Here is a 13,654-nt window from a genome sequence, read left to right on the forward strand (position 1 = left end):
CGGTCATATTTTCTGCCTTGCGGCTGCAACCTTCTATACATCAGAGGGTCTTATCAGAAGCATCGCCGGTACAGGAAGGTCTCCGGCTCCACGTAGTGGGAGACTCCTGCGGATCCTGGACTCAGGCCGTCGGACTGATGATTCTGAACATGATGATAAGCCTGTAAAACAGTGGCAGGCGCCTGGCCGCCTGAGCGTACAAATAAAACAACAAAGTTGACCAAAAGATGAAAATACTGATTATTCAGAGGGATAACATCGGCGATCTGATACTGACTACGCCGCTGATCTCCTCCTTATCACGTACTCTGGGGGGCAAGGTTGACCTGCTGGTAAATACCTATAATCAAAAGGTTCTGGAAAATAATCCTCATGTGGGGAAGGTTCATCCCTACAGTAAATTACACCACCGGCAGCCGGGGCAGTCATTGTTTTCTGTCCTTTTTCAGCGGGTTAAAAGCTACCTGAATGTACGCAATGCCGGATATGACGTCGCCATTATTGCCCGCGGGGAGTGGTCTGAGCGGCCGCTGAAATGGGCCAGACTCTCCGGTGCGAAGCGTATCATAGCCATTGGTAATGATACCCCGCCGGAGGTGAGTGACCCGGTGACTCTGTCGGGTGAGCAGTGTCATATTGTTGAGTTATTCTCCCGCCTTGCCGCTCCCCTTGGGGTCACTGAGCCGCCGGCCGGACTGGAATTGTACCCTACCCGCGAAGAGATCCTGACCATGCGTGAACGTCTGCCGCTGTCGGAAGAACTTCCGGTGTTTGGTATTCAGATAAGCTCCCGTAAGCCGGAACAGCGCTGGCCGGCAGAGAAATTTATTCGTCTGATGCATGAGATTGCCTCGCAGCAGCCTTGTCAGTTCCTGCTGTTCTGGTCACCCGGCGCGGCGGACAATAAGAGTCATCCGGGGGATGATGATAAGGCCCGGCAGATTATTGAGGCCTGCCCGGATATTGCGTTGATCCCGGCACAGACCCGTAACCTGAGAGAACTGATTGCCGGCATGTCTCTTTGCCAGCAGATACTGACCAGTGATGGCGGGGCATTGCACGTCGCCGCCGGAGTGCAGGTGCCGACCGTGGCCCTGTTCGGTAACAGTGATGCCTGGTTCTGGGGCCCCTGGAAGGTACCTTCAGAAATCCTGGAGGCCCCCGGGCAGGATGTTTCCCGGCTGGAAGTGGAGGTGGTGGTGAAGCACTTCATGCAGTTACGTCAACGGGTCGTCGCCGCGGATCAGGCCACGGTGGTGGCTGAGCGTTAAAAAAAACGGGGCCTGCGAAGGCCCCGTTTTTTGTCTGTGTGTCGGATCAGGCAAGAACCAGTCCGGCAACCGCTGCGGATAACAGGCTGACCAGCGTTGAACCGTAAAGTAATTTCAGACCAAAACGGGAGACAATGTTCCCCTGCTCTTCATTCAGACCGCGGATAGCGCCCGCGACGATACCGATAGAGGAGAAGTTAGCAAAAGAGACCAGGAAGACAGACAGGATCCCTTCAGAGCGGGGAGTCAGCTGGCTGGCCATTTTCTGCAGGTCCATCATGGCGACAAACTCGTTCGACACCAGTTTGGTCGCCATGACACTACCGACTTTCAGCGCTTCGTTAGCAGGAACACCAATGATCCAGGCAAACGGGTAGAACAGGTAACCCAGGACACCCTGGAAGCTGATACCGAAAATGCTGGTAAACAGCGCATTGATAGCAGAGATCAGCGCAATAAAACCAATCAGCATGGCCGCCACAATGATAGCGACACGGAAACCGGCAATGATGTATTCACCCAGCATTTCGAAGAAACTTTGTCCTTCATGGGTGCTTTTCAGTTGCAGATCATCTTCCTGTTCGACTTTGTACGGGTTGATAATCGACAGCACAATAAAAGTACTGAACATGTTAAGGATCAGGGCGGCGACCACATATTTAGGCTGCAGCATCGTCATATAGGCACCGACGATAGACATGGAAACCGTAGACATCGCCGTGGCAGCCATGGTGTACATACGGTTATGGGACATCTTCCCGAGGATATCTTTATAAGCGATAAAGTTTTCAGACTGCCCAAGGATCAATGAACTGACCGCGTTGAACGATTCCAGTTTGCCCATACCATTGATTTTGGACAGTACCGTACCGATGGCGCGGATGACCAATGGCAGCACCCGGAAATGCTGAAGAATACCGATCAGCGCGGAGATGAAAACGATAGGGCAAAGGACGTTCAGGAAGAAGAAAGCCATGCCTTTGTCATTCATTCCGCCAAAGACGAAGTTGGTTCCCTCGGCGGCGTATTTCAGCAGCGTATCGAAGAAACCTGCGAACGCTCTGACAAAACCGAGACCGGCTTCTGAATTCAGGAAAAACCATGCCAGCAGAACTTCGATAACCAATAGCTGAATAACGTAGCGGATACGAATTTGTTTACGGTTTTTACTTGCCAGTAAGGCAAGGACTGCGACAACCACCATTGCCAGAATAAAGTGAAAAATGTGTGCCATGCGGGCTCCGGTTCTGAGGAGAGTTATATTTTGTGGTGTATTCTATGTAACACGCCGCATAAAAACGAGATCCAAAACCCAATATAAGCAAAAGATCTCGCTGTTTTTTCTGAATAACCGACGCAGACAGTGTGTGCTTTTGTATGGAATGTATCGGATTATTAAATAATCTGTCGTTTTTCTGTTAATTTCTCATTCTCCCCCGGCGAAACTGTTCACAAAATCCTTTGCTCAAATTTTGCTAATCGGGTAACGTGAGGGTTCGAAGTATAGCCAGTGCTATACTTTTTAGCTCCGTCTATTGATGTAATAATTATTATCGATTTAACACCCCTGATGCTTTACAGGTAGAGTGGGGGTCAACCATAGCTCCGGGGAACCCAGATGCCAGACAGTCAGATTACTGAACGTAATAACAAACAGAGAAAAGTGAAACTGGCACTGATGGGGCCTGCGTTCATTGCGGCGATTGGTTATATCGACCCCGGAAACTTCGCAACTAACATTCAGGCCGGTGCCAGTTATGGCTATCAGTTGCTGTGGGTGGTTGTCTGGGCAAATATTATGGCGATGCTTATCCAGTTGCTCTCTGCGAAACTGGGGATTGCCACCGGAAAAAACCTGGCTGAGCATATCCGTGACCGTTTTCCCCGCCCTGTCGTCTGGTTCTATTGGGTGCAAGCCGAAATAATCGCGATGGCGACCGACCTTGCGGAATTTATCGGTGCAGCCTTAGGGTTCAAACTGCTGTTCGGCATTTCATTGTTGGAAGGGGCGGTAGTCACCGGCATCGCGACGTTCCTGATCCTGATGTTACAGAATCGCGGACAGAAGCCACTGGAATGGGTGATCGGCGGAATGCTGCTGTTTGTCGCCGTAGCCTATGTCATTGAATTATTCTTTTCTCAGCCGAATCCTGCAGGCTTACTGCGCGGTATGGTGGTGCCTGCATTACCGGAAACGGATGCCCTGTATCTGGCGGCCGGGGTACTGGGTGCCACCATTATGCCGCATGTGATTTATCTGCACTCGGCACTGACACAGCGGGATACCGGCGGTAACCGCAGCCAGCGTTACAGTTCGACAAAAATGGATGTCGCCGTGGCGATGACGATTGCCGGTTTTGTTAATCTGGCGATGATGGCCACGGCCGCGGCTGTATTCCATTTTAATGGGCATACCGGTATAACGGAACTGGATCAGGCCTACGTGACCCTGAAACCCCTGCTGGGAAATGCGGCCGCCCTGGTATTTGGTCTGAGTCTGGTCACTGCCGGTCTGTCATCTACGGTGGTGGGGACACTGGCCGGCCAGGTGGTTATGCAGGGGTTTATTCATTTTACCATCCCGTTATGGGTACGCCGTGTCGTGACGATGTTGCCGTCCTTTATCGTTATTATTGCCGGCATGGATCCGACCCGGGTACTGGTCCTGAGCCAGGTGTTACTGAGTTTTGGCATCGCATTAGCCCTGATCCCTTTACTGGTCTTTACCGGTAATCCCCGTCTGATGGGTGAACTGGTGAACAGTAAAAAAATACGTATCACCGGCTGTGTGATAGTTGTCCTGGTGATAATGCTTAACCTCGGGTTGTTGGTAGGTGAAGTTCCGGGACTATTGTAGTAATCTGCAAATCTCCGGTCTGAACTCAGCCGGATGGCGGAACGCCTTCTGAAAGGGCGGGGTTACTCCCGGAGTGGCAGGTGTGACTGTCAAGGGTAAAAAGTTTTCTTTGGTATTATTCAGCATCTTACCTATGTGCATGGGGTATTCTGCAAGGTATGGTAGATGACTGTAAAAATTATAATGTGATTTCACCGGAATTCCCGGTGAAGAAATAATTTGAAGACGCCACTGCGTCTTCACCATCAATTACCCCCAAGCGGAGTAGCATAAGAATGACAAACTATGCCTTGGTCGGCGATGTCGGCGGAACTAACGCCCGCCTTGCATTGTGTGAGGTGAGTAACGGTAACATCTCACAGACCAAAACCTTCTCTACCTCTGATTTTCAGAGCCTGGAGGATGTCATCCGTCACTATCTTTCGGAACAGCCGGAAGTGCAGGCTGCCTGTATTGCGATAGCCTGTCCGGTCAAAGATGACTGGATCGAGATGACTAATCATCACTGGGCATTTTCCATCGAAGAGATGAAGCAAAATCTTGGTCTGGAACATCTGGAAGTGATCAACGATTTTACCGCCGTCTCAATGGCTATTCCGTGTCTGAGTGATGAGGATGTTATTCAGTTTGGCGGCAATGAACCGGTTAACGGTAAACCTATTGCCATCTATGGTGCCGGGACCGGGCTGGGCGTGAGTCATCTGGTACATGTGGATAAACGCTGGGTCAGTCTTCCGGGCGAAGGCGGTCATGTCGATTTTACCTGTGGCACCGAAGAAGAAGATATGATCATGAGCGTGCTGCGTGCAGAACGTGGCCGTGTTTCTGCTGAACGTGTACTGTCCGGGAAAGGGCTGGTAAATATTTACCGTGCGATTGTGATTTCAGATAACCGTGAACCGGAGGTATTACAGCCTCAGGATGTGACTGAACGCGCGCTTTCCGGAGAGTGTACCGATTGCCGCCGTGCGCTGTCCCTGTTCTGTGTCATCATGGGCCGTTTCGGTGGCAACCTCGCGCTGACGCTTGGCACCTTTGGCGGTGTTTATATTGCCGGGGGGATTGTGCCGCGTTTCCTGGAATTCTTTAAAGCCTCCGGTTTCCGTGCCGCCTTTGAAGATAAGGGGCGTTTCCGTGCCTATGTTCAGGATATTCCTGTCTACCTGATCACCCACGATCAGCCGGGGCTGTTAGGTGCCGGTGCGCATATGCGTCAGTATCTGGGTGTGGTGCTGTAACTACACCCTGTGATAGTTCGCTGTAACCGCACCGGTACTGACCGGACGGTTACAGCTTCATCAGCTGGCGAAACGCTTTCACTTTACTGCGACTGACCGGGATCTGAAATTCCAGCTCATGGAGTTTCAGGATATAGGTATTATTAAACCAGGGCTCAATTTCGCGGATCCGGTTCAGGTTGACGCAGAAAGAGCGGTGACAGCGGAAGAACTGATTTTCCGGAACCCGCTGGCAAAACTCACTGATACTCATCGACATAATAAACTGATCTCGCCGGGTATAGACGATGGTCAGCTTCTCATGAGCTTCCGCATAACAGATATCGTGGATATTGGTCACGATAATCCGGTCATCCTTTACCAGATTGATAGTCTGCTGGATCTTTTCCGCCGCCCGGGGAGCCACAGGGTGTTGCTGCGCCTTCCAGTTGCTTTCCAGCTTATTCAGCATTGTCACGATACGGGATTCCTGGTAGGGCTTAAGAATGTAATCAAAGGCTTCTAATTCGAAGGCTTCCACGGCGTGCTCTTTCCAGGCCGTAATAAACACAATTAACGGGCGCACGGCGAACATACTGATATTTTTTGCCAGCAGCATGCCGTCCAGCGACGGGATATTGATATCGAGAAAGATCACATCCACCTGATGACTTTGCAGATATTTGAGGACATCCACACCGTCGGTAAAGCAGCCCTCAATACTGATATGACTGTGATGCTGTATCATCCAGCGGAGTTCCTGTTGCGCCAGGTACTCATCTTCCACAATTATGGCCTTCACGTAATATTCTCCGGACTGAACTGTCGTTGGTCGGGAGGCTTAGGCGCGACGTCTTTAGTCACGGTAAAGGAGATTTCGGTGCCGGGTGAAAGCCGGCGGATACACAGCCCTTCACCGTACAGCAACCGGACGCGATGATGAACATTCAGCAGTCCTATCTTGTTCCCGGGCATCTCATTACCGGCTACCCGACGAATAACGTCTTCGCTGATCCCGTCACCGGTATCGCGCACCGAAATATGCACATCCCCGCAGGTTTCTGTCTTTCTGACCGTAATGGTGACCACACCTTTTCCCTGGCTCCGCTGTATACCGTGCACAATGGCATTTTCCACCAACGGCTGAATTAACAGGCTAGGAATTTTGCAGGCAATATCTTCATCAATATCGTAAATCACCGAGAGCTTATCGCCGAAACGCGCCTGTTCGATAGCGATGTAATCCATCACCTGATACAGCTCTTTTTTGATATCAATGGTTTCGTCATCACTCAGCTCCAGGTTATAGCGCAGGTAGCGGGAAAGATTGATCACCAGTTGTCGTGCGGTATCCGGGTTCATCCGGATAGAGGAAGAAATGGCATTCAGTGCATTAAACAGGAAGTGCGGATTAATTTTACTCTGCAACGCACGGAGTTCAGCTTTATTCGCCATCTCGCGTAATTGCTCGGCCCGTGAAACTTCCAGCTGGGTCGATATGATCTGTGACAGACCGACCGCCATCTCTTTCAGCGAGCCGGTTATTTTATGGGCCCGGCGATAATAGATTTTTAATGTGCCGGCGACCGCACCTTTTTCCCGCAGCGGGATCACCAGAATAGAGTGGATGTCCCGGGTACGGTAAGCTTCATCATTATTGCGGATGATGATTTTCCCGCTGGTAATGGCCAGGGTGGTGGTCGGGCTCAGGCTGATATTTCCCGTCTGGTAGTGTTCCTCGCCGTATCCGACATAAGCCAGAATCTCCCGGCAGTTGGTCAGGGCAACGGCATCTGCGTTGATATCATGGCGGATAATTTCACATACCTGGCGTAACGATTCGCTGTTCACCTGACGGAACAGGGGCAGTGTTTTGTTTGCAATATCGAGTGCCAGCTTGGCCTGGCGGGCGGCCTGGGCTTCTTTTTCACCTTCCACGCTCTGCACCAGTAAAACAATCAGACCGATACTCATCGACCCGAGGATCATTGGCAGTGCAATTTCACTGACTATCTCGATGCCCAGGGCGGCAGGGCGGGCGAAGAGCACAATCAGCAGCATGGTCAGGGATTCACATAACATCCCGCAGAGGATCCCGGCGCTCCAGCGTCTGGATTTATCGACTCGCTGATAAATCATTCCTGAAATCACGCCAGCCAGAATACTGGTGATCAGGCAGGGAATTGAGCTGACCCCGTGCATATCGATCAGATAGCGATGCAGTCCGGCAATGATCCCCGTAGAAATGCCGACCCAGGGACCAAACAGGATCCCGCCGGACATCACGGCAATGATACGTACGTTCAGCAGTGACCCATCAACATTGATCCCGGTCCAGGTACTGAACAGCGCAAATAACGAAAAAATAACGATGACGGTCAGTTTTTCTGCCGGCGTATAGTCATCTTTTTGCAGTAACTGGCGGAAAGGGGCGGCCCGGGTCAGAAAAAACAGGCAAATCAGCATCAGGGCTGCCCGATCAAAAACTGCCAGTAGCTTATCAAGGTGCAGGAACATCGGGGCTGGCCTTAGATCAGAATGCGACAGGAATTGCGGCGTATGATAGAAAAAACTCACCCTGTGCACCAGTACCGGGCCCGGTTATTCCACCTGAATGGGTATTCTGATCAATTTTTTAACCTGCCGGCGGCCCGCCAGTCTGGCTGAAGGTACCGGGAAATAGCTGCTTACCTCATCACATCAAATTTTTCAGGATTGAAAATATATTAAAAGCCCGTTTCTGCCGCGCAGTATTCCTTTTACACTCCGGGATGCGGTAATCGGCAATTCCGGACCTTTTTCATCGCCGGACGGCATCAATCCTCTGACAAATATAGATAATCAGGCTACAGTAGTTGCTCGTTAAACTGAGTTACCCGCAGACGACGTGATGTCTTTCTGAAAATATACTGATGCGACAACGGGTAACCGCCTTTCACTGAAAGTGAGCTTGATAGAATGAAAACACTGTTAATGGCGATTGATCGTCAGGCTACCATGGCAGAAAAAGTGATTAACGTGACTCTGGAACAGGCCAAAGCACATCAGGCGTCGGTGATTATTTTATGTTGTGTGGCGCCGGATGATGCTGCCTGTAGCCAGCCGATTGAAATTGATACCGCTGAAAAAAACGCGCTGTCGATGGATGCGCTGGACTCCCGTAATTCCGCTGAACAGATAGTGCGCTATGCGCTTAACCCGTTTGCGGAGGCCGGTATTCCTGCCCGCGGAATGATTTGCAGCGGTGACCCGGCCACCACGATTGTTGAACAGGCTGACCGGCTCAATGTATCAATGATTATCATGGGGCGGCGTCATCTTTCTTCGTTCAACCGTATTCTGAAAGGTTCAGTCAGCGCGGCGGTCCTGGAAAGGGCACACTGTCCGGTATTAGTCGATGTATCACGAGAGCCTTCGCCTTCAGTATGACTGACACCCTTATCCCTTCTATTGCTGGTCTGATTATATCGGGGCTTTTGTGGACACTGGTTGTCAGGAAAAGCCGGTTGTCACTGGCCGGCGGACTTCTGCTGACCGTGTTACCGGTCATTGCCGGAAATCTCTATTGGTTTTATGCCTGTAAACCTGAACGGGATGCCCGGAAACAGGAACAACAGGCGCTGGCTGAGATGGCCTCTCTGCCGGGCTACCGGATACTGAAAGTTCAGGAACCCGGGCTCTGGCGTATGCTTCAGCCGGCGTTTTTACGCTCAGTTCGAGAAGGTAATAGTGTGCCTGTCGCGCTGGGGCAGTTACGCGGTATGCTGGTGGATGTGATTAATCAGCGGATCGGCCGGGCCAGTGACGATGCGGTGATCCATTATGTCTCAATGTCGGTAGATGAAATGAAGACGCTGGATAACCTCTCATCCGACGCCTGTTTTCGTTTCCTTTATCCCCAGGTCGAGGGCGGGGTTAATCTGATGCAATTGCTTCCGCCGGCGTTGAACACGGAAGATGCTCAGGCAATGGAGGCACTGCTGTTGACCAGTCAGGGGCCGGATAAACCACTGAATAAAACACTGGCGACCGAAACCCTGAAAGAAGTGGTCAGTACGCTGTATCCGCGCTGGGGGGATCAGCTCAGACAACTGAATGAGCCCGGAGATACTTCCTCGAATCATCAGGCGCTTTGTCATATGACAATCGACTTCTACCAGACCATTCTCAGCTTACCCCCGATTCAGTCGGTAAACCTGTTACGGATGATGGTGCTTAGTGCCGAATAACCGGCGGTAACCGAGCGGTGGCTCAATGCCGGGAGTATTCCGTCCTGCACTGGGGCGGGGTCATCCTGCTGTGCTGTGCTGTGCTGTGCTGTGCTGTGCTGTGCTGGTCTGCGGGTCGATCGCCGGCGGCCTCTTGTGTGCCGCCGGGCCATCCGGCCTCCACGCTTTGCTTCGCAGGCACTGACCCGGTGAAGTGTGGACCAAAGCATTCATTGCCGGTGATGTGCTGCCGGGCTATCCGGCCTCCACGCTTTGTTTAGCAGGCACTGACCCGATGAAGTGTGGATCAAAGCCCTCATTGCCGGTGATGTGCCACCGGACCATCCGGCTTTCACGCTTTGTTTATTAGATACTGACCCGATGAAGTGTGGACCAAAGTATTCATTGCCGGTGACCCGGCTCAGCTACTGTGCATGACCGTTAATACGTCCGCCATGATCCTGCTGCGGGGCTGAGCTGCAGGGTAAGTGAACCATTATTTCCCGGTCTTCGCTGCGGACTCCATACGCTTCAGCCCCCCGGTGCCGTCAGGCCGTTTGCGCTCACGGCAATGCTGTGGAGTGATGAAGCGGTCTGTGCTGATTTTCCTGTCGGGGTCTGTGAACGTAAAAGCAAACAAACAGGCAAGGATAGAATGAGGGTAAGGGGGCAGTTCAGGAAGACGGGGGGATCAGGAGGCCTGCTACAGTGAGCAGGCACAGTGATTGCGGTGAAACGGGCAGTCAGGAATTCAGGACCGGAGCGGTAGAGACAAAACGTACGCCCGGCTGGCGAATGGTTAGTGATAACACCAGCGATACTGTCAGCAGAACCATAATCAGGGCGAAAGTGACGGTGAATCCGCCTGACAGCGAAGCGACCAGCGAACCGAGAATACTGCCGATACCGAAGCCCAGATAAATCACACCATAATTTTTAGTCAGATTATTCAGGCCAAAAAAATCACTGACCAGAGAGGGGAAAACGGTGATGGTTCCGCCAAAACTGAATGCGATACTGGCCACCGCCATGAAAAACGTGGTTTCATTCAGTGACGTGAACATTAACAGGCTCATCCCTGCCAGAGAGATAATCTGCGCCAGAGAGATGACACGAATGCGTGGCAGTTTATCGGATAAGACTCCCAGAACCAGGCGCCCGCCCAGATTGGCTACCGCTATCACGGTGACCGCGTTAGCTGCGCTCAGCGCAGGCAGGTGAACCATGCTCTGACCGATATCTTTAGCCACCCCGATGACATATAAGCCGCTCATACAGGCGGTAAGAAACATCAGTGCCAGCATCCAGTACTGCGGTTGTTTCATCGACTCCGCCAGAGAGAAATCACATACCGAAACAGCACCGGGCTGCGCTTCTCTGCGTGGGGCCTCTTTCATCAGTGATGCACCGATAGCCACCATCACCAGCGCAATACAACCCCACAGCATAAAGGTATGTTCAAGCCCCTGGTGAACCAGCAGATAGCTGCAGATAAATTTAAAGCCCAGACTGCCCAGACCGTATGCCCCAATAGCACAGGCAGAGATAACGCCCTTACGTTCCGGGAACCATTTCACGCAGTTTGACAATGTCATCAGATAACCGGCCCCATCGGCCAGTCCGACCAGTACTCCGGCACTGAGATACAGCATCGGCAATGATGAGGCTTTGGAAGTCAGGAAAAAACCGACCGCCAGTAACACACCGGCACCGACGGTGACTTTTTTCACGCCGAACCGCTCCTGCAGTTTACCGGCCAGAGAGGAGGCAATTGCCAGTCCGAGACTGAGTAAGCCGAAAGAAAGTGCAACTTTACTGATGGGGGCTGAAAGTTTTTCTGACAGGGGCTGATTAAACAGGCTCCAGGTATAGACTGAGCCAAGGGCGAACTGCGTAACAATGGTGCCGGCCAGTGTCAGCCAGCGGGTCATGGGTGAAAAAGGTGAGTTTGTATTCATATCATGCTCCGCATGCAAGTTATCTGCTGCGGTGAGCATAATGAATCCCTGCTTTTGTGTGTGGGTAATGGCATGAAATGCAGTTTTCAGGGAATGAATGGCAGGGGAGGGGGAATAAACGGAGCAATGGGCAGCGGCCTGTCTGTTAACCGGCCGCTGCCAGGGGTTATGAACGGTGGTTGTTAAGCCGCAGGGGAGTGCGGATAAACATTAACAGGTTAGCGCAGGAGATAGCTGCCAGCCCGATAATGGCATGGGGTTGCCAGACGAACCCTTCATATTCTGCGGAAAACGCCAGGGCAACCAGAGGAAATAACAGGGTACTCCAGCTGGCTTTAGCGGCACCGATCCGTCCCAGTAAAATAAAGTAAGCGCCGAACCCGCAGACGGAACCGATAATGGCCAGGTAACAGACCGCGCCCAGCCAGCGGATATTCCCCGGAGGAACGAGTGAATATCCCATCACCAGGCTCAGTAACGCCATCACTAACGCGCCATAGAGCATGGCATAACCGGTTGTGGTCAGTGTATCCTGCTGCTGCCGTTGGTGGCGAACACTGATCATATTGCCCAGCGAAAAGCCAAGTGTACCGAGTGCCGATAAGCCGATGCCGGCCAGCAGTTGCGGTGAGACGTGGTTTTCTGATAACTGCGGCCAGAATAAGATGACAATACCCCCGATACCGATCACAACGGCCGGCCAAAAGCGGGCGGGCGGTTTCTGCCGGAAGAAAATCCAGCTGTTAACCGCGTTATAGCAAACCGCCATCGAAAAGATAACGGATTCCAGACCGCTATTGATCCACTGGGCAGCGTGATAAAAGCAGACGAAATTGATCCCGAAAATCGTACATCCCTGAAGGAGACAATAGAGATGTGTCTGCCGGGACAACGACTTCAGCCGCCCGCTGAGTTTCAGTACCAGCAATAAAACCACCGACGCCAGCGCAAAACGCCAGAACACAGCCACCGTGACCGGAATTGCAGCATTATGTTCCTGCACAAAGATAGCAATCCAGGTGGTTCCCCAGATCAGAACTACAGCGAAATAGAGCAGTATTGTCATTATTAATCTCCGGCCAGTGTTTTTCTTCCTGCCCCCAGTATTCACAAAACAGAGAGCGACCATTTGTACCAGTCTGCTGCCGGTTTGCGTATTTCTGCGCTTTTATGTGTGCCGGGTGAGGTATTAGTGGCGCACGGGGACAGCGGCAGAATACACTGTGCGTCTGACAGCCGGAAAAGGCGGAGAGAAGATGCCTGATTATCAGACGATGGAAATTCTGCAACGCCATAAAGCCAGGCTGCTCGACAGCGTTGCACTGGACAGCGGGGTTCAGCTGGCTTCGTGGTTTAACCAGTGTGACAGAGTTCACCACCAGAGCAACCACCACACGCTGAGTCTGTATATTGCGGATGGTTATGATACCTGGCATAAAACGCCCCACGGATGGCGTAACGGGGGCGGGCCGGATCGTTTTTGTCTGATGCCTGCCGGCAGTGGTTCGGTCTGGGATGTCCGTGCCCGCCTCTCATTTGTGCATCTCTATTGTACGCCGGAGCATTTATCCGTACTGGCAGAAAAAATCTGGGATCGCAGCCCGTCTGATGTCGTACCCGATGAAAAAATCTTTGCGGATGATGGAAAAATCACTCAGCTTTACCGGCAGTTTCTGCTGAATTATGACTGGCAGCAACCGGCGAACCACCTGTTACTGAGCACGGCCAGTACGTTACTGCTGACCTGTCTGGTACAGCAGTACAGTCGGGTTAACTGGGCTTTGCCGGCGGTCCGGGGCGGCCTGGCACCGGCCACGCTCAGACGGGTGTGTGAATTTATTGAGCATCATCTCAGCGATTCGCTGACGTTGTCCACGCTGGCCGGGGAGGCTGCGTTAAGTGAATACCACTTTTCAAGGATGTTTCGCCAAAGTACCGGACGGCCGCCACATCAGTATGTGATGGAAAAACGCATGGCAAAGGCGGCTGAGTTGCTCAGATATCAAGGCATACCACTGACAGATATCGCGGTAAGCTGTGGGTTTAATTCACTGAGCCATTTCAGCCACCGTTTTCGCCGCTGGTCCGGAATGAGCCCTTCAGTATACCGTCAGGACCGGCACCGTTAGCGGTGCCGGACTCA

11 protein-coding genes are annotated in these 13,654 nt (G+C 52.1%); 6 read left to right on the forward strand and 5 right to left on the reverse strand.

The genetic code is table 11. The features are described 5' to 3' along the window. Positions 1 to 227 precede the first annotated feature (227 nt). Complete coding sequence (locus JK223_RS06245) at positions 228 to 1,271, forward strand: glycosyltransferase family 9 protein (RefSeq protein ID WP_212713346.1); 1,044 nt, start codon at positions 228 to 230, stop codon at positions 1,269 to 1,271. A 46-nt stretch (positions 1,272 to 1,317) separates the two neighbouring features. On the opposite strand, the gene JK223_RS06250 is transcribed toward JK223_RS06245, so the two are convergent. Next, positions 1,318 to 2,505 carry a NupC/NupG family nucleoside CNT transporter gene (locus JK223_RS06250; RefSeq protein ID WP_212713347.1) on the reverse strand — a complete coding sequence of 396 codons (1,188 nt, stop codon included), beginning with the start codon at positions 2,503 to 2,505 and terminating at the stop codon, positions 1,318 to 1,320. A gap of 384 nt (positions 2,506 to 2,889) precedes the next feature. Here JK223_RS06250 and JK223_RS06255 point away from each other — a divergent pair, with 384 nt between their 5' ends. Both JK223_RS06255 and glk read left to right on the forward strand, forming a co-directional pair. Continuing rightward, positions 2,890 to 4,128, forward strand: coding sequence for an Nramp family divalent metal transporter (locus JK223_RS06255; protein ID WP_212713348.1), 1,239 nt, complete (start codon positions 2,890 to 2,892; stop codon positions 4,126 to 4,128). Positions 4,129 to 4,403: 275 nt separating this feature from the next. Continuing rightward, positions 4,404 to 5,366, forward strand: coding sequence for a glucokinase (gene glk / locus JK223_RS06260; RefSeq protein WP_212713349.1), 963 nt, complete (start codon positions 4,404 to 4,406; stop codon positions 5,364 to 5,366). Between the two features lie 49 nt (positions 5,367 to 5,415). Here the strand turns inward: glk and JK223_RS06265 are convergent, their stop codons facing one another. Both JK223_RS06265 and JK223_RS06270 read right to left on the reverse strand, forming a co-directional pair. Continuing rightward, complete coding sequence (locus JK223_RS06265) at positions 5,416 to 6,147, reverse strand: LytTR family DNA-binding domain-containing protein (protein ID WP_212713350.1); 732 nt, start codon at positions 6,145 to 6,147, stop codon at positions 5,416 to 5,418. Continuing rightward, positions 6,144 to 7,862: a sensor histidine kinase gene (locus tag JK223_RS06270; protein ID WP_212713351.1), complete on the reverse strand. Its 1,719-nt coding sequence runs from the start codon at positions 7,860 to 7,862 to the stop codon at positions 6,144 to 6,146. The genes JK223_RS06265 and JK223_RS06270 overlap by 4 nt, the downstream gene beginning before the upstream one ends. Before the next feature lie 441 nt (positions 7,863 to 8,303). On the opposite strand from JK223_RS06270, the gene JK223_RS06275 reads away from it, so the two are divergent. Both JK223_RS06275 and JK223_RS06280 read left to right on the forward strand, forming a co-directional pair. Then, positions 8,304 to 8,774, forward strand: a complete 471-nt coding sequence (locus tag JK223_RS06275) for a universal stress protein (protein WP_212713352.1) — start codon at positions 8,304 to 8,306, stop codon at positions 8,772 to 8,774. Further along, positions 8,771 to 9,574, forward strand: a complete 804-nt coding sequence (locus JK223_RS06280) for a hypothetical protein (protein ID WP_212713353.1) — start codon at positions 8,771 to 8,773, stop codon at positions 9,572 to 9,574. The genes JK223_RS06275 and JK223_RS06280 overlap by 4 nt, the downstream gene beginning before the upstream one ends. Positions 9,575 to 10,296: 722 nt before the next feature. Here JK223_RS06280 and JK223_RS06285 read toward each other — a convergent pair. After that, positions 10,297 to 11,511, reverse strand: coding sequence for an OFA family MFS transporter (locus JK223_RS06285; protein WP_212713354.1), 1,215 nt, complete (start codon positions 11,509 to 11,511; stop codon positions 10,297 to 10,299). A gap of 166 nt (positions 11,512 to 11,677) precedes the next feature. Beyond that, positions 11,678 to 12,577: a DMT family transporter gene (locus JK223_RS06290; RefSeq protein ID WP_212713355.1), complete on the reverse strand. Its 900-nt coding sequence runs from the start codon at positions 12,575 to 12,577 to the stop codon at positions 11,678 to 11,680. A gap of 190 nt (positions 12,578 to 12,767) precedes the next feature. Here JK223_RS06290 and JK223_RS06295 point away from each other — a divergent pair, with 190 nt between their 5' ends. Then, a complete protein-coding gene (locus tag JK223_RS06295; RefSeq protein WP_212713356.1) occupies positions 12,768 to 13,640 on the forward strand; it encodes a helix-turn-helix transcriptional regulator in 873 nt (290 codons plus the stop codon). Positions 13,641 to 13,654 lie beyond the last annotated feature (14 nt).

This window comes from Tatumella sp. JGM118, from assembly GCF_018257515.1.
GTDB lineage: Bacteria > Pseudomonadota > Gammaproteobacteria > Enterobacterales > Enterobacteriaceae > Tatumella > Tatumella terrea.